Genomic DNA, 22,114 nt, shown 5'->3' with positions numbered 1-22,114 from the left:
TTTAAATCCTTTAACCGTTGCAGGTCCAATACCCGGTAAATCCGACAGTCAGAGGCGTCTCTCCCGTCAATTCAAACAGCAGGGTGGCGTCTTCACCGTCCGCGTCACCCGGCGCCAGCGTGAATTGGCCACCATCGGCAGACAGGACGCCACCGGACGTCACTGTGTCTTGCGACGTGAAGTTGACCAGCGATCCGGATATCTTGGCGACGCCGTTCCCCGCCCCGTCCGTGACCAGAATGGGATCGGCGTTCACGGCGCGAATGAAACGGCATTGTCCGTCGGACCCCAGTGCGCGTGTTATTTCTTCGGCTTTGAGCGGTGCAGGACGGATTCCGGCAATCACCGGGGTTGCAATCGCTTCTTGAAGCCCCTCCATTTCAGCCGGACCGTCCGCTTCACCAAGTGGCCATTCAGGACCGGCTTCGCCATTTGCCTCAATGTCATCTATGAGGAAACGCATTTCGGAAATTTCGCGATTTTGCGCCGTCACGATTTCCGAAGCCAGAGCCTTGACCCGTGGATCTGTCAGCTCGGCCCGTTCGCTTGTCATGATCGCGATGGAGTGGTGCGGGATCATCGCGCTCATCCAGCTTTCGTCCTGAATGGTCTCCTGGCTTCTCACGAGCCAGAGCGCGCCGGCAAACATCACGACAGACCCGAGAAAGATCGCGGCGTTGACGCCCTTGTTCTTGTACATGTTCAACATGAAAAGGAGCATCACGGTCGCAATCGTCGCGCCCATGATGAACGTCATGTAAAATCGGGTTTCGCTCCAGTAGACATGTTCGAAGGAGTACGAGTTGATGTACATCAGGCCGAACATGATCGCTGTCGACGTGCCAACCATCGCCAGAAACCGGCCATAGGATGAACCTGAATGGCCCCCCGAATGTGCTGCATCTTCACTTGAACGGGCGTGGGACCCGCCGCTAGATTTCCCGGTCGTATCTTCAGACATTTGATCCCTCCACCTTGGCTTGAATTGCTGAAGAAACAACATTCCAGCGGGGGAGGGCTCCAACAAACTCCAACGCTACGGTGCGAAAATCCGAAGAATGTCGGCCCCAAGCATCATGCGCTACGGCTCTTTGGCCAGATCTTTCAGAATCGGACAATCCGGGCGGTGATCGCCATGGCAGGCGTCAACGAGGTGTGACAGCGTATCGTGCATCGACCTGAGCTGGGCAATCTTTTCGTCAATGGCCGCCAGGTGTTCTTGTGCGACCGCTTTTACTTGTGCGCTTTCCCGTGTCTCATCCTCATAGAGATCAAGCAGCGTGCGGCAGTCTTCTATCGAGAACCCCAAGGTCCGGGCGCGGCCCAGGAATGCGAGCTTGTGGATGTCGCTGTCGCGAAAGGCGCGATATCCGTTATCGCTGCGCAAAGGCCGGACAAGGCCGATGTCTTCGTAGTAGCGGATTGTCTTCGCTGGCAAACCCGCGCGTTCTGATACTTCTCCGATGTTCACACCTGTCTCCTATTCTGCGGGCTGCGTTGCGAATTTCGTCGCCGCGTCGTGGGGCGGATCCTGTTCCGACATCGTCGCCTTGATCCGTCGCAGCCGCAGCGCGTTGGTCAGAACCGACACGGAGGACAGCGCCATGGCCCCGGCGGCAAACACCGGCGACAGGAGCAATCCAAAGGCTGGATAAAGCGCGCCCGCCGCCACAGGGATCAGCGCGACGTTATAGCCAAAGGCCCAGATGAGGTTCTGCCGGATGTTGCGCATGGTCTTGCGCGACACGTCTATTGCATTCACCACGCCGCGCAGATCCCCCGACATCAGCACCACGTCGGCACTTTCAATAGCGACATCCGTGCCGGTTCCGATGGCGATGCCGACATCGGCATGGGCCAGTGCTGGCGCGTCGTTGATGCCGTCCCCGACAAAGGCGATCTTGCTGTTCCCTTGCCGCAATTCGTCCAGGGCGGCGACTTTTCCATCCGGTAATACCCCTGCAATGACGTGGTCGATCCCGACCTCGCGGGCTATGGCATCTGCGGTGGCCTTCTTGTCTCCGGTGATCATCGCGACCTTGATCCCTCGATCATGCAGAGCTGCGATCACTTCGGCGCTGGAGGATTTGACCGGGTCTGCCACGGCAATCACAGCCGCCAGGGTTCCATCCACCGCAGCATAAAGCGCGGTGCGTCCCTTTTCGGCTAACGCCCTTTCGCGGTCTTCCAGCGGGCTGGTGTCAATGCCCTGCTGCACCATGAAGCGATCCGCACCGACATGAACCTTGCGGCCCTGGACAAGCGCCTCGACACCGTAGCCGGTCACGGACCGGAATTCCGTCGCATCGGGCCAGGACAGGCCTTCGCTCTTTGCGGACTGCACGATGGCCTCTGCCACCGGGTGCTCAGACTGCGCCTCGACAGATGCGATGAGGGCGAGTATCTCTGCCCGGTCAAAGCCGTCGGCCGTGATGAGGTCTGTCAAACTGGGTTGCCCTTGGGTGACCGTCCCGGTCTTGTCGAGCGCAACGAGGCCGACGTCGTCCAGATGTTGCAGCGCATCTCCCTTGCGGAAGAACACCCCCATCTCGGCAGCGCGTCCTGTCCCCACCATGATCGAGGTGGGCGTGGCCAACCCCATGGCGCAGGGGCACGCAATGATCAGAACGGAGACACCCGCCACAAGCGCAAAGGTCAGAGCCGGATCGGGACCGACCAGCAGCCAGACAACCACAGTCGCAAGCGCCAGAACCAGAACGGCAGGCACGAACCACATGGTCACGCGATCCACTAGGCCTTGGATCGGCAGCTTGGCCCCCTGAGCATCTTCGACCATGCGGATAATCTGCGCCAGCGTGGTATCCGCCCCGACCCGCGTCGCCGTTATGGTCAGGCTCCCGGTGCCGTTCACCGTGCCGCCGGTCACCGGTTCGCCAGCAGCCTTTGGCACGGCGAGGGGTTCACCGGTGATCATGCTTTCATCGACGTTGCTTGATCCTTCTGTGACCTCGCCATCGACAGGCAGCCTTTCACCGGGACGCACGAGGATCTGATCGCCGATCCGAAGTTCCTTGATGTCAACCTCGGTCGCCTGCCCCTCGCGCAGGACCCTGGCTGTCTTTGCCTGCAGACCAAGAAGGGCCTGAATGGCTGCACCGGTCTTGCCCTTGGCCCGCGCTTCAAGCCAGCGACCCAACAAGATCAGAACGACAATAACCGCCGCTGCTTCGAAATAGACGGCGCGCACACCGTCAGGCAGCACCTGTGGCAGGAAGGTCGCGACTACGGAATAAGTCCACGCCGCCCCGGTTCCCAGCGCGACAAGGCTGTTCATATCCGGAGCACGCTTGATCAACGCCGGAATGCCCTTCGCAAAGAACCTCCAACCCGGTCCGAACAGAACCACCGTGGCAAGCGCGAATTGGATCAGCCACGACGTTTGAATGCCGATTGTGCTCTCAATCAGGCCCTCAAAGCCGGGTATGGTGTGTTTTCCCATTTCCAGAACGAACACCGGAACGGTCAGGATCGCGGCAAGTATGACACGACGCGCCAGAGCGTCGGCTTCCTCGGCCTTGCGGTGCGACCGGTCGGCTTGCGCATCGCTTTGCTTGATCTCGGCCGGGTATCCTGCCTCCGTGCTGATCCGGGCAATCTCTTCCGGGGTAATGGTGTCTGAGAAATATTCGACCACAGCCGTTTCGGTTGCCAGATTGACCGCCACATTCAATACGCCGGGTGTCCGTACAAGCGCCTTTTCAACCCGACCGACACAGGACGCGCAGGACATGGCGTCTACGTTCAGCGTGACGCGCGCCGTGCTTGCCGGGTAGCCGGCCTGCGACAGTGCCGCAACCGCTGCGCCCGTCGTGGCTGCATCATCCGTCTGAAACTGTGCCGTTTCACTCACCAGATTGACACTGACGTTCGAAATGCCTGGAACCTCGCCGAGAGCCTTTTCAACCCTGCCCACACAGGACGCGCAGCTCATGCCGGAAACGGACAGACGTATCGTATTGGGTTCGGTCATGAGAGACTCCTCGGTTGAACTTACCCTGATATAGGGCTTCCAGTTGCTGGAAGCTCAAGAGAGTATCTCATTTATTTTTCTGATATTTGCTTGACCTTCCTCCCGATGGAACGACCAAGTCTGAGGTTGTACCAAAAATGGAGGCCTTCATGATTTTTTCCGTCCCGAAAATGAGCTGTGGACACTGCACATCCGCTATCGAAAGCGGCATCAAGGCAAAGGATCCATCAGCCGTTGTCACGGCCGATCTGGACCTTCGCCTTGTCACTGTCCAAAGCACATTGGAACAGGCGACCGTGCGGCAAGCCATCGCTGACGCTGGCTACGACGCTTCAGCCGCGTAGGATTGTCCTTATTCGGCGGCCCGTGCCTGATCGACAAGCTCGATCATCTGGTCCGCCTGGATCAGGCCCGGCGCAAGACTGTCGCCGATCACAAATGAAGGTGTGCCACTGAACCCCAGAGATTGCGCAAGCCGCATGGAAGTCTGTATGTGTTCTTCGATTTCCGGTCCGTTCATGTCGCGACGCAACTGTGCAACATCGAGGCCGATGTCTTCCGCAGTGCGGAGAATCGATGCTTCCTCTGCGCGTTCCTTCAGTTGCATCATGGCCCAATGAAACTCTTCATATTTGCCTTGGTTTCGGGACGCCAGCGCCGCGCGGGCGGCAAAAACCGACCCGTCCCCCAGAATGGGCCATTCCCGGTAAACCACCCTGACGTTGGGATCAGCGGCAAGCAATGCCTCCATTTCAGGTTTAACCCGGCGGCAATAGGGGCAGTTGTAGTCGAAGAATTCGACAACCGTGACATCGCCATCCGGATTGCCCAGAACGGGCGCATTGGGATCATTTTCAAGCGTGGCTTTTTCCGTATCGAGAATCTGCGCTGCGGTTTGCGCCTGCAACGCCTGTTGTTGCTGTTCGAACAACTGCGCGGCCTCGAACACGATGCCCGGATTCTCGCGGATGGCTTCCAGCACCAGTTCCTTGATCCGGTCTTCGTCCATGCCGTCTGCCATCGCAGCGATGGGAAGCATTAACAGTGCGGTGGTAGCCAAGAATCTTTTCATTATCCGTCTCCTTGTGAGGCAATATCCTGGGCCGTGCGTTCGGCTTGCGTGGCGCGTTCACGCTCCGGCCATGTTGACTTGATGTATGCGAGGATGTCCCAGATTTCCCCGTCGCTCATTTGGTCGCCGAAACCGGGCATGCCGCTGTTGAAGTCAACGCCTTGCGCCGCGAGAACCTCGGCGCCCCCCAGCTTGGTGTAGGCGAACAGCATGCTGTCCGCGTGGTGCCAGGTGTGGCCGCTTGCATCATGCGGCGGTGCGGGCAGGCTTCCGTCATCACGCGGGCTGCGCCAGTTTTCTTCACCTTCCAGATTTGCGCCATGGCACGCGGCGCAATTTTCGGCATAGAGGACTTCGCCCGCGGCCACATCCGCCGAGGAATTGATGAGGTTTTCCGCCGCGACGTCGGTTCCGCCGGACCGGGTCCACAGAAATATGGTAGCCACCGCAACGGTAACTACGCCCAACGCAAGATAGACGGACCGCGGGGTCATCCAACGACGATCTTGGTCATCATGCCCGAAGCCGCATGCGACAGCATATGGCAATGCAGCAGCCATTGGCCCGGGTTGTCCGCCACGAAGGCAATCTCGCGCGTTTGACCCCGTTGAAGAAGGGTCGTGTCACGCAGCGGTCCGAGGGTGCCGTTTTCGGCGACCTCGTGAAAGTGAATGCCATGCAGGTGCATCGCGTGCGGAAACGCCGTGTCGTTCACCATTTTCAATCGAACATTCTGGCCGCGTTCCAGCCGCGCAAGAGGATCACCGTTGATCCCGTCCACTTTGCCGTTGAACGACCAGAAGTACCCGGCCTCGACGATCTCGCCGATCGGCTTGAGTTCGCCCCCAAGGGAAGCGGACCTCATCCGCCCCATGGCACCGCCTTCCATACTCAGGCTGAGCATCGTGGCTTCACTCAAGTCGACCATCCTGTGGTCGTTCGGCGGCAAGGCCAAAGGCGCGTCTCGACGATTTTTCGAGCCCCACTCAACGACCTCGAATGTAACCTGGCTGAAGGCCTCTTCCCGGCCGAACTGAAGAATATGAGCCGTTTCACCAACATCCGCGACCACATCGACGATCAGGTCGATCCGTTGAGCCGGAGCGAGGATCATCGGCTCCGTCACCTTAATGGGTGCAGCCAGGGGCATGCCGTCCAAAGCAACCGCCCAACCGTCAAGGCCTTCCAGCCCCAGTTGGAAATTGCGCGCATTGGCAGCATTGATCAGCCGCAAGCGCAGTCTTTCGTTCTTGCGTGCACTCAGGCCCAGATTGAAGGTTCCATTGGTCGTCAGCAGGTTGCCGATGCGCCCTGCGTGGCTGAGATCATGAGGCGCTCCGAAGTCGTCTTTGATCTGCGCGGTTTCGGGGTCAATAAGCCAATCATCCAGGATCAGGACTTCCTCGCGATCAATGTCGAGAGGCTCGGCCTCTTCCACGATCAGTGCACCGTAAAGCCCTCTGCCCACCTGCTCAAACGACCTATTATGGGCATGGTACCAATAGGTCCCGGCATCCGGGACAGTAAAGTCATAGTCGAATGTTTCCTCCGGCTGGACCACATCCTGTGTCAGGCCGGAAACGCCATCCATCGCATTGTCGATGCGGATGCCGTGCCAATGCGTCGACGTTCCCTGAGAAAACCGGTTGACCAATCTGCGCTGGACACGCCCCCCCTGCGCCACGCGAATCTCCGGACCGGGTGAGCCGCCGTCAAAGCACCAAAGCGATGTCTTGCCATAGTTGCCGGGCAGCAGCTGCACGTCGCTTTGCTGGGCTGTCAGGGTCGCGAATGGCGTGCCCGCAAATCCAGTGCTGGCCGACAGACCACTGAACGCAGCAGATGTTGCCAGAAATTGGCGGCGATTGAGCGTGATCATTCGTGGGTTCCCAAGATTATGATTTGTTGTCCAGCAGGTAGGTGGCCATCGCATTCAGGTCTGCGTCGCTCAGAAAGCCCGTGCCATAGCGCACGACTTCGGCCATTGATCCACCAAATACGTCGCCAGACGGCGTTATGCCAGATCGCAATGCATAAGCCATATCGTCTGTTGTCCAGCCTTCGGACACAAGATCGCGCGTCCGGATCGAAGGTGCTTTGCCACCTCCCGGCAAGGCGTCGTTGCCGGAAAACCTCTTCGATACTATGCGTGCGCCTGCAAAGTTCCGCGTTGTGTGGCAGGCAGCACAATGTGCCGCCCCGTTGACCAGCAGCTTGCCCCTGTTCCAAGCATCGCTTCGGTCCGCCTCTGGTGCGGTGTCAGGCTTTGTCAGAAAAGCCGCCCGCCAAAGTTTCATCCCCCATCGCTGATCGAACGGAAAAGGCACCTCATGGGACGGGGTCGGCACATTCACGGCTGGCACGGTCTGGAACGCGGCCCACAGATCGGCAATGTCCTGATCCGTGTAGTTTGCATAAAACGGGTAGGTGAAGGTGGGATAATAGGGGTCTCCGTCCGGGGAAATTCCCTGCCTTACCGCTTTTGCAAACTCTTCTACTGTCCAGCCGCCAATCCCGAATTCGACATCGGTGGTCAGATTTGGCGGATAGAATGTCCCGAAATCGGTCTTGAGCGGGGCCCCTCCTGCCAAAGGCGCTCCGCCAGCTTCAAAATTGGTATGACACGCAATGCACCCACTGGCGCGCGCCAGATACGATCCCCGCTGGACCTCCCCTTCCAGGGTCAGGGTCGACACTGGTGCACCGACCGGCCAGGCGATCGTTGCAGCAACAACACTGATACCGCCAATGACCCCCGCACCGATGATCCAACGCCACCACCGCATCTGATTACTTGTCCTCTCTGCGGAACTTCTGGTGGCAGGCCGAACAGGTCTGGGCGACCATTGCGAACGCGCGGTCAACCGGCATTTCAGCAAACATTTCGGGCGTCATGGGTTGTTCCGATCCCATCATGCCCCCTCCCATTGCAGGCGCGGACCCGCCGCCCATCATCCCGTCCGTTGAGCCACCCATCATCCCGTCAGTGGCGCTGCCTATCATTGATCCGCTGCCGTTGCCCTGTGCCGCGGCCAACCCATTGCCTGCGCTCAACTTCAATCCTTCCGCCGCTGTTCTGAGGTCCTCCGCCAAGGCCGCGAACTTTTCGTCATCATCCCAGACCGACGGCAGCGCCTTGGATACCCCGCCACCCGAGCCTTCGGGAAAGAGCCGTGTCATCTGCTCACCGGCATGGCCGATCATCGCGTCAGCTTCACTGCGGACGACATCGGCGTCATAAGGTACCTGACCCCGCATCATGGGTGATAGCGTCTTGAGTGTTTTGGCCATCGCGGACATGCCCTGCATCCGCTCCAGCACCACGCCGGTTGCTCCGGAATGCGCCAAGGCAGCAACGCCGGTCGTCCCTATCGCAATAGCAGTGATCCATATCTTCATGTTCATGTTGGCCAATCCTGTCAGTTAATCCCGTTGGCACGCTGAAGTTCCCGCACATATGCGACAATCATTTTCACCTCGCCAGTTGTCACGCCCTCTACTGGCGGCATATTCCCGAATTTCCAATGATGCGCTCTGACACCCTGTTTCGCGGCAAGCAAGAATGCGGCGTCACCGTGATGGCTCGGTTCATAGATCTTGTGGACAAGGGGTGGCGCCACGCCATTCTGTCCGGCAGCATTCGCACCATGACAAGCGGCGCAAGCGCCGTCGAAAACACGCTTTCCCAATTGGGCATTTGCTGAAAATTCGGCAGGCACAACGACGTCTGCAATCGGCGCGCCCTCTTCCGCCTGCGAAAGATCAGGCGTTGTCATCGTGTGGCCGGGCATCGAAGACGATGGCTGCAATTGCTGCCAGATCACAACCGCGCCACCGACGACAAAAACCGCCGCAATCAGGATGCCGGACTTCGACATCAGATCAATCGTACCTGCGTGCCGACCGGTGTCCTGTCGAACACCTCGATGATTTGCTCGTTGTAGAGACCGATACACCCGCTTGAAGAGCGTCTTCCGATCTTGCGCGTATCATGGGTGCCGTGAATCCTGTAGTACGTCCAACTCAGGTGCAGGGCACGGACGCCTAACGGGTTATCCGGCCCGGGCGGCATATAGGCCGGCAAAGACGGGTCACGTTCGCGCATGGAGGGTGTAGGGGTCCAGTCAGGTTCGGGGTCCTTGAACGTGACTGTCGTGTAGCCGCGCCTTGTCAGCTCGTCGGTCAAGGGAACCGATGTGGGGTAAATGCGCATTTCGCCATCGGATGTCCAATGTTGCATCACGCGAGTGGTGGTATCCGCGATGATAATGCCCTTGCCCAAGGCGTCAAAGCTATCCTGCCATGCATGGGTGCGAAACGACGAAATGTTCCTTCGCACACCGGCTTGTTCCACCTGTGCACGCAGGATGGACGGGGCTGCGAAAGCTGCCGACGCGGCACCTGTCGTGAATGCGCGACGCGTTACACGTGTTTGCTTACGGGTCATCATACGGCCTCATGTTGTTATCTGCCTGCCGGTCAGACTATCCGCCTGGTGGCATTTCATGAACAGTCCGGGGCCTGGTTTTATGTAACGATATGTATCCCGGCCAACGGACACGTCTTCGCGCTGCTGCCTCAAACCTCGATGGGTTTCAGGACAACACGCGTGTCGAGCGGGACCTTCTCATAGAGTTCGATGATCTGATTATTGGTAAGCCTTGCACAGCCGTTCGAGACACGTCGACCAATCGTCGTCGGATCCGTTGTGCCGTGAATCCTCAGGTAGGTGTCTCCGCGCCCCGGCTGATAGAGATATAAGGCGCGAGCACCAAGTGGATTATTTAGCCCGCCGGGCACACCGCCCGCAAAACGAAGATATCGGTCAGGATCTCTGGCAATCATGGCGGGTGTGGGCGTCCACCGCGGCCCCTTTTGCTTGCGCGCGACATAGAACTCGCCGGATTCATAGAGCCCCTCCTGACCAATTCCGACGGTATACCTGATTGCCCGATTGTTCGGTAAAGTCCAAAATAAAGCGAACTGGTTCGGATCGACATGTATTTCTCCCGGCTTGTCTGCCTTGGTGAACGGAACCTCGCGGGGCAACTGCTCTGGGGGCACCACAGATGGCCCGACGCGCCGGTCGTGCTCTGCGTCACTATGCACGAATGCTGTATTTCCGCTCACAGAAAGAGCCGCAACAGAAGTCAGGAAAAATCTTCGTTTCATATGCTTGCCTCACGAAACTATTGTGGTTTCAGGTGTCGGACAGCCTGCGCCATAGGTCGCGAAACTGGCTCTTACCCGGGTGGGTCGGCACCCGGCCTTACCGGCAGCGTGACCTCAGCCCGCAGGCCCCCATCAGTACGGTTTTTCAGTCGTATGGAGCCGCCGTGCTCAAGGATGATACTGCGCGCAATTGACAGCCCCAGACCATGCCCGCCAGTGTCAAGGGATCGCGACTCCTCAAGCCTGACATAGGGCCCGAAGACAGCCTCCAGCTGATCGTCGGGAATGCCGGGGCCCCGATCGTCGATAGCGATTACCACCTCACCGCCGGCACGTTCCCAGGACACCCTGGCCTCGTTCCCGTAGCGGATCGCGTTTTCAATGAGGTTTCTCAAGGCCCGTCCCATCGCACTTGGTTTCACGGATACGATCAGCGGTCCCTGGCTGCCCGCCTGAACCTTGTCAGACCCCATACCGGTGATCAGATCGTGCAAATCAACCGATTGGACCTCTTCATGCTGGCCGACACCCTTGGCGAAATCGAGTGTTGCATCGATCATCCGCTGCATCTCTTCGCTTGACGCCACCAGGGACGCGCGCGTGTCTTCCTCGTCCACCATCTCGGCCCGCACCCTGAGAGCAGTCAGCGGCGAGCGCAAATCATGCGCAAGTGCCGCAAGCATCTGGGTTCGGTCACTGACAAATCGCGTTAGCCGGTCTTGCATGATGTTGAATGCACGGGTCAGGTCCTGAACTTCCTTAGGCCCCACAACCGGCAAATCGCCCTCTGCAGCACCTCGACCGAGACGTTCCGACGCAGTCGCGAGATTGTTGAGCGGTCCGGTCAATCTTGAAAGAAGAAACCAGAAACTTGCCACCAGCAGCAGGCCTGCAGTCAGCGCGAAGGATATGTTGGATGCCTGCGACCGTTGCAGAGGCGGCCGTTCGAACCGCGTCTCGATGTTGAGCCAATTCCCACCGGACAGCGCAATGGACAACTCCATCTCGATGGCCGCAAGGCTGCCCTGCATCATTTCGGCGTGCATTTGCGCCATTTCCGGTGACAGGTTCGGAAGGGGCAGCAGACCTCCCTCGATTTCATGAACCTCAACCCGGATATCCCGGCTGTAGCTTTCCTGAAGCAGTGCCCGTATCCGCGCTTCGACCGCTCCACCGTCATCGTGTTGTCCGTGTGCAACCGACGGCTCGTCTGTAAGGTCGAACCGTACGAGCGGAGACGTTGCCGCGCGGACGATCTGGGCATGCAATTCCGGGGGTGCGCCTTCAATCAACTGTGCGACATTTGCGGCCCTTCCGGCGGCTTCGGCACCGATGGCGGCCTGAATGGCTAACGAGCGTTCATCAACGAAAAACCAAAGACTCAGAGCTTGCGCGAGGATCAAGACACCGAGGACCAGAAGGGCAATCTGTGCACGCAACGTCCGCGGAAGCAGCTTCATTCGCAAATCTCGACATCGCAGGAAAGACTATACCCCCCATGCCGGACAGTCGCGATGATCTTCGGGCGCAAAACGTCCTCTTCCATCTTCCGGCGCAACCGGCTCACCTGATTGTCGATGGTTCGGTCCAATGGACCGGCGACCCGGCCGGTGCTCAATTTGAGCAGCTCGTCGCGGCCAATGACCGTCCTTGGCCTTTGCAGGAACAGGGTCAGGAGTTTGAGTTCACCGGATGTAAGTTGCGTACGCGAACCGCCTTGGTCAATCAGTGTGCGGCCATCGAAATCCAGCCTTAGGTGTGCAAACTTCAACGTTTTCCCCGCAAAACCATTCGGTTTTGGGATCAGCTGCGTCCGACGCAATATCGCGTTGATCCGCGCCACCAGTTCCTTGGGACTAAACGGCTTGGCGAGATAATCGTCTGCCCCGCCATCCAGACCCGCGATGCGGTCTTCGTCGTCACCCAATGCGGTCAGCATCAGGATCGGAATATGCCCTTCCTTGCGCAATCGCCTGCACGCGGACAGCCCGTCTTCCCCCGGCATCATCACATCGAGGACAATCAGATCGAAATGCGCTTCCGCCAGCCTTGCGTCCATCTCAACTGCATTTTCCGCCGCTGAAGCACGCATGCCGTTGCGTTCCAGATAACTGGTGACGGATTTCCGAATCTCTGAATGGTCATCGACGACAAGGATGCGTGGCAGATCGCTCATGCCGCCAACATAGTCATTTTCACCAAGGGACGCCCATCCCGTGTTTGTAGCCAAATGTAACAGCGCGGGCAGTCGACTTCGGGATACCGAGCAACTATTTAAGGAAGAACATCAAGGAGTTTGAAATGAACAGACGCGAATTCGTCCTTACGGGACTCAGCCTGGCCTTGGCCGGGCCTGCTTTGTCGCAAACCGCCGCACCCACGTTGCAGGTGACAAAGACACCGACCTGCGGCTGCTGTGGCGCCTGGGTTGATGAGATGATCTCTGCCGGGTTCAAGGCATCGGTCGAAGACGTCGATTACGACACGCTTCAGGTGCTGAAGCAGAAACACGGCATCGCGCCGGAACTGGCAGGATGTCACACTACGTCCATGGGCGGATATTTCGTCGAGGGTCACGTGCCTGCGGCTGACATCGGGCGGTTGCTGAGCGAAAAACCTGTCGCGCGCGGACTGACAGCACCGGGAATGCCGATGGGGTCGCCCGGCATGGGCACCCAGGGTGATCCCTATGACGTGCTGCTTGTACTGATGGACGGGTCGACGCAAGTCTTCGCAACCCACGGCTGACGTGTTTGCCCGCGATACGTTCCGACAAAGTTTTTCGCCGACCTTACCATTCGGCAGATTTTGTTGGAACGTATCCGTTCTGAGCTTGGCAAGCATATTGCCGTTCCTGCTTGTCTACATCCTCGCAACGCCTGGTTTTGCGACGCTGCTGCTGACGAATTGGACCGCGCTCTCGCGCTTCCTCCGGCAGGTCTTTACCAATGGGTTTGTGGTCGTTTTCCTCGTGAATTACTTGGGGTTCGTTTCCGCATCGGTCGCGCTGAAGCAGTACCAGCATCGGCCGATTGTTTACCTGGTTTTAGATGGCCCGCTGCGGAGTGTCGCATTCATTGGGGTTCACATTGCCGTCTATGTGATGTCGGCCGATCTGTTCGGCTCGTTCAACGGCAGCCGTGCAACAGCTTTGAGCGTGGTCGGACCAACGCTCGAGCGGTCGTTCATGTTTGGGAACATCTCGGGCGTATATCTCTATGCCCTGGCGCCCGGCACCTTCATCGCGCTTCTGGTGGTTCTGACAGAACCTTCTGGCGAGGCATCGAAGCCTACCATGTTCAGGACAATGAGCATGGCCTTGCTGTTCAGCCTGACCCCGATCCCCCTCGTCACATTCCTGTCCTATGCGTTGGATCTGGCAACCTGACGGGCCAACTTGGTCAACGACCCGCAGGCTGTCATCTGATCAAATTGTATCCGAATGTACCCTTGACCTTGCCTCACTGGAATGTCGCAGAAGAACACGAGCATATTCTGGAGAGCTACATGTCTGACAATCAAAGTCAAAAATCCACCGGTTCATCGAAACTGATGCAGTATGGTATGATGGCCTGTTGTGCCGTTATGTTGTTTCCAGTCGCCGCATTCTTTATTGCAGGCGGCACGATCGCGGGTCTGTGGGGCAACGTCGGCCTTTTTGCGCCGCTCGCACTTTGTCTTGGTGCGCATGTCGTCATGCACAGGATGATGGGAAAGTCGTGTCACGGGTCAAGAGTTGAACAGGCGAACGAGGCGACTGTGGATGCAGAATTTGAAGATGGCCAAGCTCCCGAACGAGAACTGGTACGCGCCCGCTAGAACGCGGCTGACAATCGGAATTCCGATTGCAGGTATTCTGGCCCTCGGCGGTTGTGCCCAGTCGGCCTCGGGCAAGCTTTGCCCACTTGAGCCCCCTTCCGTGACACGGGATGCGGCACACGACGTCATGCTTCCCGTAGGATGTCGCTTGGTCGGTCAGTCTGAAGGTACTACCCACGAAATAGTCTGTGACGACGGCCGGACCGGATGGGCTTTCGATTAAGCGCCAAACCTTGATCCTGCCTCACATTCACCTGCACAGCGACGGTCGCCCACGCCACTACGGGCGCAACCGTTCCAACGCGCTTTGCACGGCTTGACGGCGCGGGTCATCTCCCGGCACCTCCGACAACAGGATTTCAGCGTGTTCAAACGCCGCGATTGCCGGCGCGGTATCACCCAGAACCGAATAGGCATTGCCAAGCCGCATCCATCCATCAAGATCGTCAGGCTCATCTTCCAGCCGCGTGGCCAGCCGTTCGACCATCGAGCGGATGAAATCCTGTCGTTCCTCCACACTCATGTCCTGCGCGTTTTCGATGTCTTCCTGTGTCGGGCCGGACGCACTGGTCTTCGGGGCATAGTCGGCCAGCGAGATCGGAGCCTTGCCGATCTTCGCGCCAATCCGGTTGGCTTCGCCAACAAAGCTTTCCATCCACGGGAAAAACCTATCCGCATCGTCCAGCCGGGCCACCAGCGTTTCGTGAGCCCGAGCCTCATCGCCCTTCTGCTCGAGCGAGACTGCCTTGAAAAAGGCAGCACCGGGATTGGAAGGATCCAGTTCGTACGCCCGATCAATCGCGGTGTCCGCTTCAGGTGTCACCACACCTTGCTCTGCGTAGATCAGAACCTCGGCCAACATGGAGAAGACGGCGGAATCGGCCTCCGGTCGTTGTGCGACAACTCTATATGCATCGGCTGCATCCGCATACCGGCCCATTTTCGAATAGGTTTGCCCCAGCAGCATCCAGCCTTCCGAAGGCCCGCCTTCGGGGTCTGAACTGAGCCGGACGTACAGACGATCTGTCAATTCGGCGATTTCCGCCGCTTCCTGCCGTTCAGTGGCACGTTCGGCAAAGGCGACACCTGGGATCTCTGGCGAGCCCATTGCGGAGTAATATCCAAAAGCGAAGACCGGCACGAACACTGCGCTCAGAACGACCATCAAGCGGCCCCCTGCCGCCGGTTTCCCATCTGACAGAACGGACCGGCGCGACTGCACGAGGATCCGTCTCTTGATCTCCTGCTCCGCCGCCGTGGCCTCGGTGTCGGAAATGACACCGCGCTCAAGATCCCGCCGAACCTCATCCAACTGATCCATGAGGACCGCATCCGTGGCGTCAGCCGGGACGGGTGTCCGCGACGACCGATGGCGCAGCGGCAGGCCCATGAAAAGCAGACCGACAACGGATAACAGGGCGAAAACCAACCAGATCATGAACCGTCCTTTGAAGCGTTCTCTTCAATGAAACGCGCAATTTCCGCTTTTTCGTCATCGGAAAATCCCGTTGCGGCAGCCCTGCGCCGGCTTCTCGAAATGACGGTCCAGCCGACAAGCAGCGAAACAAGCGCAAACACGAAGGGCACCATCCAGAGCGCGAGAGTGGCGCGATTCAGGGGCGGGCGCATCAGGACATAATCGCCATACCGGGCGTGGATGTACGCGATGACCTCCTTGTCGCTGTCACCGGCAACAAGCCTTTCGCGCACCAGTATGCGCAGGTCCCGCGCAACCCCGGCGTTGGAGCTGTCGATGTCCTGATTCTGGCAGACAACGCAGCGCAGTTCCCGTGATATTTCACGGGCGCGTTGCTCCAGTACAGGATCCTGCAACATCTCGTCTGGCTCGACCGCCAAGGCCGTCACCGGAAGCAGCAGGAGGAAAGCAAATGCGATATACCTCATCCGTTCTGGCCCCTTGCTAACGCGCCAGCCTGGATCAATGCTTCCCTGAATGTGGAAATCGCCGTTTCGCCCACGACGGGGCCGACATATCTGAACAACACCGTCCCGTCAGAGCCGACAATGAATGTTTCAGGTACGCCCGAAAGGCCCCATTCAATCCCCACTCTGCCGCTCAGATCAGACCCGATCCTTTCGTAGGGATTGCCAAGCTCAGCAAGCCATTTAGTCGCATCCTCCGGCTTGTCCTTGTAATTGATCCCGAACAACGTCAGCCCGTCCTTTTCGACCATCTGGGTCAGAACCCCGTGTTCGGCCCGGCAGGGCACGCACCACGAGGCAAACACGTTCACGATGACCGGTCGCGGGTTCCCGACCAGATCGGCGCGGGAAAGCCCTGGCGTCTCCAACCCGTCGACAGCGGCCAGATCGAATTCGGGTGCCGGCTGCGAGATCAGAACCGAAGGAATGTTGTTCGGGTCCCGGTCCGGGTTCAAGCCCCACAGAAAAAACCCCCCGAAAATGGCCGCGATTGCCAGCGGAATGAATGCCAGTATACGTCCCATGCCTACTCCGCAGGAAGTGCTGCGGGCGCTGTCGCCTTGCGACGGGGTGCCCCGACGCGCAACCGCCGGTCAGACAGCGAAAGACCCCCACCAAGCACAAGCATCGCCGATCCGATCCAGATAAAGTTGACCAGAGGTTCATACAGGATGCGCAGGGTCCAAGCCCCTTGCGTGCTCTCGTCCTCGGCGGCCGGATTTGCGATGGACGCATAGAGATCACCGGCCATTGTCGATCTGATGGCGCTCTCTGTGGTGGTGGTTTGCGCGACCGGATAGGTACGCCGCTCCGGGAAGAGATCGGTGACATAGTTCCCCTCCCGGGCCACACGAAGCGTGCCACGATCCGCGAAGTAATTTGGCCCACGCACACGTTCGGCCCCCTCAAAGGTGACATCGAACCCACCAATGCTGACCTCTGTACCGGGCCGGACAAAGATGATTTCCTCGGATTTCCAGACCGTCGAGCCGATAAATCCGAACATCGCCATCGCGAGCCCCGCATGAGCCAGTGTCATCCCATGAGAGGATCTGGGCAGGTTGCGTGCACGGCGCACCGATTCCGGGAACGGTGCCTCAAACAGCTTTATGCGCATCGCCCATTCCCGCAGGGTTGAGAAAAACAGCCAGAATGCAAGCATCAGCGACAGATACCCCAACACCGGACCGCCCTCGGCGAGATACCAGGTCACCAATGTCGCGAGCACGGCCAGAACGACCACGAAACGCAACCGCTGCAGAACGCCCGCCAGATCGGCACGTTTCCAGGACAGGTAAGGCCCCAGCCCCATCGCAAAGACGAGCGGCAGCATCACGGGAATAAAGGACGCATTGAAGAAGGGCGGCCCCACCGACAGTTTTTCACCGCCCGTCGCGGCTTCGTAGAAGAGCGGGTACAAGGTGCCGAACAGCACAATGCCGGTGGCCGTGGCCAGCAGCAGGTTGTTCACCAATAGCCCCGCTTCCCGGCTGATCGGCTTAAACAGGCCGCCGGGCTCCATTGTCGGCGCGCGCCAGGCAAACAGAGCAAGGGAACCGCCGATCGAAACGGCCAGCAATCCAAGGATATAAAGTCCCCTTTCCGGGTCGACCGCGAATGCATGCACAGAGGTCAGCAGGCCCGATCGGACAATGAACGTGCCCAAGAGCGATAGGGAAAAAGTCAGGATCGCCAGAAGGATTGTCCAGCTTTTGAACGCATCCCGTTTCTCCGTCACGATTGCGGAATGCAGCAGTGCCGTGCCCATCAGCCATGGCATGAAACTGACGTTCTCAACGGGGTCCCAGAACCACCAGCCGCCCCAGCCAAGCTCATAATAGGCCCACCAGGATCCCAGCGCGATGCCTGCGGTCAGGCTCATCCAGGCAGCCAGCGTCCACGGACGTACCCACCGTGCCCAGGCCGCGTCCACCCGCCCTTCGATCAGGGCGGCAACCGCGAACGAAAAGACAATCGAGAACCCGACATACCCGAAGTAGAGAAGCGGCGGGTGCATGGCGAGACCGACATCCTGCAATAATGGGTTGAGGTCCTGACCGTCGTCTGGCGGAGGGAAAACGCGGTCGAAGGGATTGGACGTCAGCAGCATGAAAGTCAGGAAACCGACACTGATCCAGGCCTGCACCGACAGCGTTCTTGCCTTCAGCGACAGAGGAATGTTCGATCCGAAGAGGGCGACCGCCGCACCAAACACCGTCAGGATAAGGGTCCACAGCAACAGGGATCCTTCGTGACTGCCCCAGGTGCCTGCCACCTTGAACAGCATCGGTTTGAGTGAATTGGAATTCTCCACCACGTTCTTGACCGTGAAGTCGCTTGTGACGAAGGCTTGCATCAGCGCCAGAAACGCGATGCCGACAAAGAAAATCTGACCGAACGAGGACCATCTGGCAGACTGCATCCACAGGATGTTTCCGCGCCCCGCACCGAGGATGGGCAGCACACTTTGAACAAGCGCCATGGCCAAGGCCAGTGCCAGCGCGAAATGACCGATTTCAGGTGTCAAAGGATCATCAGCCTCTTCAATGAATTCACTGGATCGACGTCTGTCTAGCAAATCTTCCGGCGAACTGTGAGTGGTTGCTTTGTCACCGTTTGTAACAGGATGCTGTGACAAATGATTACAAAACGGCCCGCGCTTGGCCTTTAATCAAAGCGCTATAACGCCAATGTATCTAGGGTAAGTCTGAAAGGAATGAGAAATGAAAAACAAGAAATTATTGCGCTTGGCGTGGTGATCGCGGTTGGCATGGCGCAAACAGCATTTGCGGAATCCGACGGGGCTGCCGACAGCAAGCCTGACAGCGGGAATATGTCCGGCATGGCGATGGGCGATGGCGACAATCAGATGGGCATGATGGGCGGGGACATGATGCCGATGATGCGAAAAATGATGAAGATGCATGCCGCTATGATGGGTGGCCAGGGCAACATGATGGGAATGATGGATCGGGACATGATGTCGACAATGATGTCCGGTGGACAGCCTCATGAAATGGCCGCGCAGATGTCCGAAAAAATGCGGGAGTTCGATGCGAATTCCGATGGAGCGTTGACACTTGACGAGTTCGAAGCCTTGCATATGGACGCAATGCGCGCGCGCATGGTAGATCGCTTTCAGCATCTCGATGCGGACGGTAACGGCCAGATCTCTCAGGACGAGATGGAAGATGCCGGTACACGGATGAGCAAAATGAACGGTACTTCCACCGGAACGGACATGGAAGGTCATCATGACAGCGAATAAGGGTCAAGCCTGCGGCACTCAGCTTGATGGGGGCAAATTATGGCCTTCTTTCTGACGCGCCGCGGCGCAAGCCTTGCGATGTTGGCCAGTTCCGTTGCACCTTTCTCGGCTGTCGCCCAGACCGCCGAGGTCTGGTCGGCGGACATGGCAGCAGATGCGCTGCAACAGGACCTGATCCGGATGATCGACGTTCGGTCGCGACCGGAATGGACCGACACCGGCGTTACCGACGGTACCTGGCCCATCAGCCTGCATGAGGACCGTTTCGCCGAGCGGCTTTTTGCCGCCCGGGAACGGGCCGAAGGGCGGCCTGTCGCGCTCATCTGTGCGACAGGCGGGCGGTCTGGCCGCGTCATGCGAAGTCTTCGGCAGGCTGGCTACAGCGGCTTTCTTGACGTATCCGAAGGCATGCTCGGTTCTGCCGCCGGACCGGGCTGGATCGCGGGCGGTTATCCGGTCGTCAGTGTCGATATGGCTCTGGCGGCGCTGCCAGAGGAATTGAGTTGAAGTGAAACTGTTGAACCGTCGAGAACTGTTGGGCCATGCCGCAGGCTTTGGGGCTGCATTTGCCCTGCCATCGGCTGCATTCGCGGCATCGGACAAGAGGCTCGCGTATCCTCCCCTTCTCGATGCGACGACATCCCGGCTTTTTCAGCTGGAAGCCCGCACGGGCGAGACCCGTTTTGACGACGGTGCCGCCAGCGAAACGTTCGGCTACAACCAGGGATACCTTGGCCCGACGATCCGGGTGCAGGCCGGGGTCGAGACACGGGCAGAGGTGCACAACACGCTTGGCGAACCGATGTCGGCGCATTGGCACGGGTTGGTTGTTGCCGGTGAGTTCGATGGCGGACCACATCAGGCCATCGCACCGGGAGACACCTGGAAGCCGGTGCTGGACCTTGACCAGCCCCCGGCAACGGCCTGGTATCACAGCCACATTCACGGCGCGACGGCACGGCAGGTCATGCTGGGGCTGGCGGGTGTTCTGCAGGTGACGGATGACGCGGATGACGCCCGTGGATTGCCATCCGCCTACGGGGTCGATGATCTGACCCTTGTATTGCAGGACCGTCAGTTCAACTGGCGCGGACGCCTGAAATACGATCCCGGCATGCACCAGTCCATGAACGGGTTTCAGGGCGACACAATGGTTGTGAACGGTCAAATCGGCGCGTCGGCAGCGGTTCCGAAGGGGATCGTGCGGTGCCGTGTCGTCAACGGCTCGAATGCGCGGGTTTACCGCCTGTCCATGTCTGACAGCCGGTCGCTTCATCTCATCGCGACAGATGCCGGATTTCTGGATCGACCGATTGCGCTGAACCGCCTGACCCTTGCACCAGGAGAGCGCGCAGAAGTGCTTGTGGATTTCACAAGCGGGCGGGACAGTGTTTTGAAGTCCGACGATATCATTAATTCGGCCATGGGCGGAATGATGGGCGGCGGCGGTTCCGGCAGTCCATTCACCGTGCTGCCTTTCGCTGTCGACACAACCCTTCCGGTTCGCATCGACGCCCTGCCCGGCTCTCTGGACGGGCAGTTGCCTGATCTTGCGGTCAAGGACGCGCCAGTCCGACGTCTGTCACTGGATATGTCGATGGGCATGGGGATGATGTTCTCGCGGTCCGGTAACCGATTTTCGATCAACGGCGCGTCATACGATTCGGGAACGCTCAATTTTTCCACCAAACTCAACAGCATCGAGCGTTGGATTGTGCGTGGGGCCATGATGATGCACCCGTTCCATGTTCACGGCGTCCGGTTTCAGGTCCTGTCGGAAAACGGTACGGCACCGCGTGCAGAGAACAGGGGTTGGAAGGATACGGTACTGGTGGATGGTGAAGTGGAGCTTGCGATGAAATTCGAAAAACCTGCCTCAGCGGCTGCGCCCTACATGTATCACTGCCACATTCTGGAACACGAAGACGGCGGCATGATGGGGCAATTCAGTGTTGCTTAGCGCAGAAATCCCTTTACCCTCCGCTGACAGGAACCTTTAGGGGAATCCTATTCCTCGATAGAGGTTTGAGATGAAAACCGAATTGCACATCAAGCGGCTGACCCTCGCCGGCGGGCTGTTGATCGTCATCTCTGCGCCTATGCATTTCATCTTGCCCGAGCAAAGACCAATTGTCTTCGCAGCTCTCTTTCTTTTGGTGCTCCATGCCGCTTAGCAAACCGCGCCTGCATCGGGTTGGGCTATGGTTGGTGGTTGCGCTTGGCGTACTTTTGATAGCCATATGGGCAATGGGATATGGCCCGGCGATAGCCCGCGAGACTATCGAGGTCTGGATAGAGCGGGCCGGCGCTTTGGGACCGTTGCTCATCATCGTGCTCATGATGGTTTCGATCGTGGCAAGCCCCATTCCAAGTGCACCGGTCGCACTGGTGGCAGGCGCGGCGTATGGTCATGTTGCCGGAGCTGTCTATGTCGCCATCGGGTCGGAACTGGGTGCACTCGTGGCATTCATCATCGCCCGCTATATCGGGCGCGACCACGTTGAGCGCTGGCTTGGGGATAAGGCCGGTTTCGGGTTATTGGGCTCTCAAAATCTGTTGATGTTGACGGTGTTCGCGTCTCGCCTCTTGCCCTTCATCTCGTTTGACGCAATGAGCTACGCTGCCGGTCTCAGCCGCCTGCGCCTTTGGCGGTTCCTGATCGCAACTCTGGCAGGCATTCTTCCAGCCAGTTTCCTGCTCGCGCATTTCGGAGCAGAGGCCATGTCGGGAGATTTCGGCACTGCTGAGTGGATCATCATCGGTCTTGGATTGATGACTGCCGCACCGTTGCTGGTCGCAGCGCTCTGGCGAACAAATCGGTCAACCAACGCTTCCTAAGTCTGAGTAT

26 protein-coding genes are annotated in these 22,114 nt (G+C 58.7%); 9 read left to right on the top strand and 17 right to left on the bottom strand.

What is annotated here, in order from left to right; translation table 11 throughout:
- Positions 1-10: 10 nt before the first annotated feature.
- The 3 genes from BLS57_RS16440 to BLS57_RS16430 form a co-directional block, all read right to left on the bottom strand.
- A complete protein-coding gene (locus BLS57_RS16440; RefSeq protein ID WP_009824490.1) occupies positions 11-961 on the bottom strand; it encodes a DUF305 domain-containing protein in 951 nt (316 codons plus the stop codon).
- Between the two features lie 120 nt (positions 962-1,081).
- The gene (gene cueR, locus BLS57_RS16435) at positions 1,082-1,471 is read right to left on the bottom strand and encodes a Cu(I)-responsive transcriptional regulator (protein WP_009824489.1); all 390 of its coding nucleotides are present in this window, start codon (positions 1,469-1,471) and stop codon (positions 1,082-1,084) included.
- Between the two features lie 9 nt (positions 1,472-1,480).
- The gene (locus BLS57_RS16430) at positions 1,481-3,991 is read right to left on the bottom strand and encodes a heavy metal translocating P-type ATPase (protein WP_093743761.1); all 2,511 of its coding nucleotides are present in this window, start codon (positions 3,989-3,991) and stop codon (positions 1,481-1,483) included.
- 149 nt (positions 3,992-4,140) lie between these two features.
- Here BLS57_RS16430 and BLS57_RS16425 point away from each other — a divergent pair, with 149 nt between their 5' ends.
- Positions 4,141-4,335 carry a heavy-metal-associated domain-containing protein gene (locus BLS57_RS16425; RefSeq protein WP_043847225.1) on the top strand — a complete coding sequence of 65 codons (195 nt, stop codon included), beginning with the start codon at positions 4,141-4,143 and terminating at the stop codon, positions 4,333-4,335.
- Positions 4,336-4,343: 8 nt separating this feature from the next.
- Here the strand turns inward: BLS57_RS16425 and BLS57_RS16420 are convergent, their stop codons facing one another.
- The 10 genes from BLS57_RS16420 to BLS57_RS16375 form a co-directional block, all read right to left on the bottom strand.
- The gene (locus tag BLS57_RS16420) at positions 4,344-5,063 is read right to left on the bottom strand and encodes a DsbA family protein (protein WP_093743760.1); all 720 of its coding nucleotides are present in this window, start codon (positions 5,061-5,063) and stop codon (positions 4,344-4,346) included.
- A complete protein-coding gene (locus tag BLS57_RS16415) occupies positions 5,063-5,557 on the bottom strand; it encodes a c-type cytochrome (RefSeq protein WP_074837911.1) in 495 nt (164 codons plus the stop codon). Before BLS57_RS16415 ends, BLS57_RS16420 begins: the two co-directional genes overlap by 1 nt.
- Positions 5,554-6,942 (bottom strand): multicopper oxidase family protein, encoded by a 1,389-nt coding sequence (locus BLS57_RS16410; protein ID WP_074837909.1) that lies wholly within the window; start codon positions 6,940-6,942, stop codon positions 5,554-5,556. The genes BLS57_RS16415 and BLS57_RS16410 overlap by 4 nt, the downstream gene beginning before the upstream one ends.
- A 16-nt stretch (positions 6,943-6,958) precedes the next feature.
- The gene (locus BLS57_RS16405; protein WP_074837907.1) at positions 6,959-7,849 is read right to left on the bottom strand and encodes a c-type cytochrome; all 891 of its coding nucleotides are present in this window, start codon (positions 7,847-7,849) and stop codon (positions 6,959-6,961) included.
- A gap of 4 nt (positions 7,850-7,853) precedes the next feature.
- Entirely contained in the window at positions 7,854-8,468 is a 615-nt protein-coding gene (locus BLS57_RS16400; RefSeq protein WP_074837905.1) for a c-type cytochrome, read from the bottom strand.
- 14 nt (positions 8,469-8,482) lie between these two features.
- Entirely contained in the window at positions 8,483-8,941 is a 459-nt protein-coding gene (locus BLS57_RS16395; RefSeq protein ID WP_074837903.1) for a c-type cytochrome, read from the bottom strand.
- Positions 8,941-9,513, bottom strand: a complete 573-nt coding sequence (locus BLS57_RS16390; protein WP_093743759.1) for a L,D-transpeptidase — start codon at positions 9,511-9,513, stop codon at positions 8,941-8,943. Before BLS57_RS16390 ends, BLS57_RS16395 begins: the two co-directional genes overlap by 1 nt.
- A gap of 128 nt (positions 9,514-9,641) precedes the next feature.
- Positions 9,642-10,235: a L,D-transpeptidase gene (locus tag BLS57_RS16385; RefSeq protein ID WP_074837901.1), complete on the bottom strand. Its 594-nt coding sequence runs from the start codon at positions 10,233-10,235 to the stop codon at positions 9,642-9,644.
- Between the two features lie 71 nt (positions 10,236-10,306).
- The gene (locus tag BLS57_RS16380; protein ID WP_074837899.1) at positions 10,307-11,695 is read right to left on the bottom strand and encodes an ATP-binding protein; all 1,389 of its coding nucleotides are present in this window, start codon (positions 11,693-11,695) and stop codon (positions 10,307-10,309) included.
- Entirely contained in the window at positions 11,692-12,411 is a 720-nt protein-coding gene (locus BLS57_RS16375) for a response regulator (RefSeq protein WP_093743758.1), read from the bottom strand. Before BLS57_RS16375 ends, BLS57_RS16380 begins: the two co-directional genes overlap by 4 nt.
- A gap of 125 nt (positions 12,412-12,536) precedes the next feature.
- On the opposite strand from BLS57_RS16375, the gene BLS57_RS16370 reads away from it, so the two are divergent.
- From BLS57_RS16370 to BLS57_RS16360, 3 genes are all read left to right on the top strand, one after another.
- A complete protein-coding gene (locus BLS57_RS16370; protein WP_068241719.1) occupies positions 12,537-12,983 on the top strand; it encodes a DUF411 domain-containing protein in 447 nt (148 codons plus the stop codon).
- Positions 12,984-13,080: 97 nt separating this feature from the next.
- A complete protein-coding gene (locus BLS57_RS16365; protein ID WP_093743757.1) occupies positions 13,081-13,623 on the top strand; it encodes a hypothetical protein in 543 nt (180 codons plus the stop codon).
- A 119-nt stretch (positions 13,624-13,742) separates the two neighbouring features.
- On the top strand, positions 13,743-14,054 hold the full coding sequence (locus BLS57_RS16360; protein WP_037953520.1) for a DUF2933 domain-containing protein: 312 nt from the start codon (positions 13,743-13,745) through the stop codon (positions 14,052-14,054).
- Between the two features lie 280 nt (positions 14,055-14,334).
- Here the strand turns inward: BLS57_RS16360 and ccmI are convergent, their stop codons facing one another.
- The 4 genes from ccmI to BLS57_RS16340 are packed head-to-tail and all read right to left on the bottom strand — an operon-like array spanning position 14,335 to position 18,525.
- Positions 14,335-15,492 carry a c-type cytochrome biogenesis protein CcmI gene (gene ccmI, locus BLS57_RS16355; RefSeq protein WP_043847209.1) on the bottom strand — a complete coding sequence of 386 codons (1,158 nt, stop codon included), beginning with the start codon at positions 15,490-15,492 and terminating at the stop codon, positions 14,335-14,337.
- A complete protein-coding gene (locus BLS57_RS16350; protein ID WP_093743756.1) occupies positions 15,489-15,959 on the bottom strand; it encodes a cytochrome c-type biogenesis protein in 471 nt (156 codons plus the stop codon). The genes ccmI and BLS57_RS16350 overlap by 4 nt, the downstream gene beginning before the upstream one ends.
- Complete coding sequence (locus BLS57_RS16345; RefSeq protein ID WP_009824474.1) at positions 15,956-16,522, bottom strand: DsbE family thiol:disulfide interchange protein; 567 nt, start codon at positions 16,520-16,522, stop codon at positions 15,956-15,958. The genes BLS57_RS16350 and BLS57_RS16345 overlap by 4 nt, the downstream gene beginning before the upstream one ends.
- A gap of 2 nt (positions 16,523-16,524) precedes the next feature.
- Positions 16,525-18,525, bottom strand: a complete 2,001-nt coding sequence (locus BLS57_RS16340; RefSeq protein WP_093743755.1) for a heme lyase CcmF/NrfE family subunit — start codon at positions 18,523-18,525, stop codon at positions 16,525-16,527.
- Between the two features lie 189 nt (positions 18,526-18,714).
- Here BLS57_RS16340 and BLS57_RS16335 point away from each other — a divergent pair, with 189 nt between their 5' ends.
- The 5 genes from BLS57_RS16335 (at position 18,715) to BLS57_RS16320 (ending at position 22,104) form a co-directional block, all read left to right on the top strand.
- On the top strand, positions 18,715-19,266 hold the full coding sequence (locus BLS57_RS16335) for an EF-hand domain-containing protein (RefSeq protein ID WP_067627155.1): 552 nt from the start codon (positions 18,715-18,717) through the stop codon (positions 19,264-19,266).
- 39 nt (positions 19,267-19,305) lie between these two features.
- Positions 19,306-19,773: a rhodanese-like domain-containing protein gene (locus BLS57_RS16330; RefSeq protein WP_093743754.1), complete on the top strand. Its 468-nt coding sequence runs from the start codon at positions 19,306-19,308 to the stop codon at positions 19,771-19,773.
- 1 nt (position 19,774) lies between these two features.
- Complete coding sequence (locus tag BLS57_RS16325) at positions 19,775-21,226, top strand: multicopper oxidase family protein (RefSeq protein WP_043847217.1); 1,452 nt, start codon at positions 19,775-19,777, stop codon at positions 21,224-21,226.
- A 70-nt stretch (positions 21,227-21,296) separates the two neighbouring features.
- Entirely contained in the window at positions 21,297-21,440 is a 144-nt protein-coding gene (locus BLS57_RS19795; RefSeq protein WP_009824469.1) for a hypothetical protein, read from the top strand.
- On the top strand, positions 21,430-22,104 hold the full coding sequence (locus BLS57_RS16320; RefSeq protein ID WP_043847219.1) for a TVP38/TMEM64 family protein: 675 nt from the start codon (positions 21,430-21,432) through the stop codon (positions 22,102-22,104). Before BLS57_RS19795 ends, BLS57_RS16320 begins: the two co-directional genes overlap by 11 nt.
- The last annotated feature ends 10 nt before the right edge of the window (positions 22,105-22,114 follow it).

Origin of the sequence: Sulfitobacter delicatus (assembly GCF_900102535.1) — a bacterium.
GTDB classification, from domain to species: domain Bacteria; phylum Pseudomonadota; class Alphaproteobacteria; order Rhodobacterales; family Rhodobacteraceae; genus Sulfitobacter; species Sulfitobacter delicatus.
Note: the sequence above shows the minus strand (reverse complement) of the source record. Positions and strands in the feature narration are given on the sequence as shown.

What these genes read in the sequence shown, in the direction of transcription:
- BLS57_RS16440 (WP_009824490.1), bottom strand. Translation starts at nt 961, where the DNA reads ATGTCTGAAGATACGACCGGGAAATCTAGCGGCGGGTCCCACGCCCGT.
- BLS57_RS16430 (WP_093743761.1), bottom strand. Translation starts at nt 3,991, where the DNA reads ATGACCGAACCCAATACGATACGTCTGTCCGTTTCCGGCATGAGCTGC.
- BLS57_RS16425 (WP_043847225.1), top strand. Translation starts at nt 4,141, where the DNA reads ATGATTTTTTCCGTCCCGAAAATGAGCTGTGGACACTGCACATCCGCT.
- BLS57_RS16420 (WP_093743760.1), bottom strand. Translation starts at nt 5,063, where the DNA reads ATGAAAAGATTCTTGGCTACCACCGCACTGTTAATGCTTCCCATCGCT.
- BLS57_RS16415 (WP_074837911.1), bottom strand. Translation starts at nt 5,557, where the DNA reads ATGACCCCGCGGTCCGTCTATCTTGCGTTGGGCGTAGTTACCGTTGCG.
- BLS57_RS16410 (WP_074837909.1), bottom strand. Translation starts at nt 6,942, where the DNA reads ATGATCACGCTCAATCGCCGCCAATTTCTGGCAACATCTGCTGCGTTC.
- BLS57_RS16405 (WP_074837907.1), bottom strand. Translation starts at nt 7,849, where the DNA reads ATGCGGTGGTGGCGTTGGATCATCGGTGCGGGGGTCATTGGCGGTATC.
- BLS57_RS16400 (WP_074837905.1), bottom strand. Translation starts at nt 8,468, where the DNA reads ATGAACATGAAGATATGGATCACTGCTATTGCGATAGGGACGACCGGC.
- BLS57_RS16395 (WP_074837903.1), bottom strand. Translation starts at nt 8,941, where the DNA reads ATGTCGAAGTCCGGCATCCTGATTGCGGCGGTTTTTGTCGTCGGTGGC.
- BLS57_RS16390 (WP_093743759.1), bottom strand. Translation starts at nt 9,513, where the DNA reads ATGATGACCCGTAAGCAAACACGTGTAACGCGTCGCGCATTCACGACA.
- BLS57_RS16385 (WP_074837901.1), bottom strand. Translation starts at nt 10,235, where the DNA reads ATGAAACGAAGATTTTTCCTGACTTCTGTTGCGGCTCTTTCTGTGAGC.
- BLS57_RS16380 (WP_074837899.1), bottom strand. Translation starts at nt 11,695, where the DNA reads ATGAAGCTGCTTCCGCGGACGTTGCGTGCACAGATTGCCCTTCTGGTC.
- BLS57_RS16375 (WP_093743758.1), bottom strand. Translation starts at nt 12,411, where the DNA reads ATGAGCGATCTGCCACGCATCCTTGTCGTCGATGACCATTCAGAGATT.
- BLS57_RS16370 (WP_068241719.1), top strand. Translation starts at nt 12,537, where the DNA reads ATGAACAGACGCGAATTCGTCCTTACGGGACTCAGCCTGGCCTTGGCC.
- BLS57_RS16360 (WP_037953520.1), top strand. Translation starts at nt 13,743, where the DNA reads ATGTCTGACAATCAAAGTCAAAAATCCACCGGTTCATCGAAACTGATG.
- ccmI (WP_043847209.1), bottom strand. Translation starts at nt 15,492, where the DNA reads ATGATCTGGTTGGTTTTCGCCCTGTTATCCGTTGTCGGTCTGCTTTTC.
- BLS57_RS16350 (WP_093743756.1), bottom strand. Translation starts at nt 15,959, where the DNA reads ATGAGGTATATCGCATTTGCTTTCCTCCTGCTGCTTCCGGTGACGGCC.
- BLS57_RS16345 (WP_009824474.1), bottom strand. Translation starts at nt 16,522, where the DNA reads ATGGGACGTATACTGGCATTCATTCCGCTGGCAATCGCGGCCATTTTC.
- BLS57_RS16335 (WP_067627155.1), top strand. Translation starts at nt 18,715, where the DNA reads ATGAGAAATGAAAAACAAGAAATTATTGCGCTTGGCGTGGTGATCGCG.
- BLS57_RS16330 (WP_093743754.1), top strand. Translation starts at nt 19,306, where the DNA reads ATGGCCTTCTTTCTGACGCGCCGCGGCGCAAGCCTTGCGATGTTGGCC.
- BLS57_RS19795 (WP_009824469.1), top strand. Translation starts at nt 21,297, where the DNA reads ATGAAAACCGAATTGCACATCAAGCGGCTGACCCTCGCCGGCGGGCTG.
- BLS57_RS16320 (WP_043847219.1), top strand. Translation starts at nt 21,430, where the DNA reads ATGCCGCTTAGCAAACCGCGCCTGCATCGGGTTGGGCTATGGTTGGTG.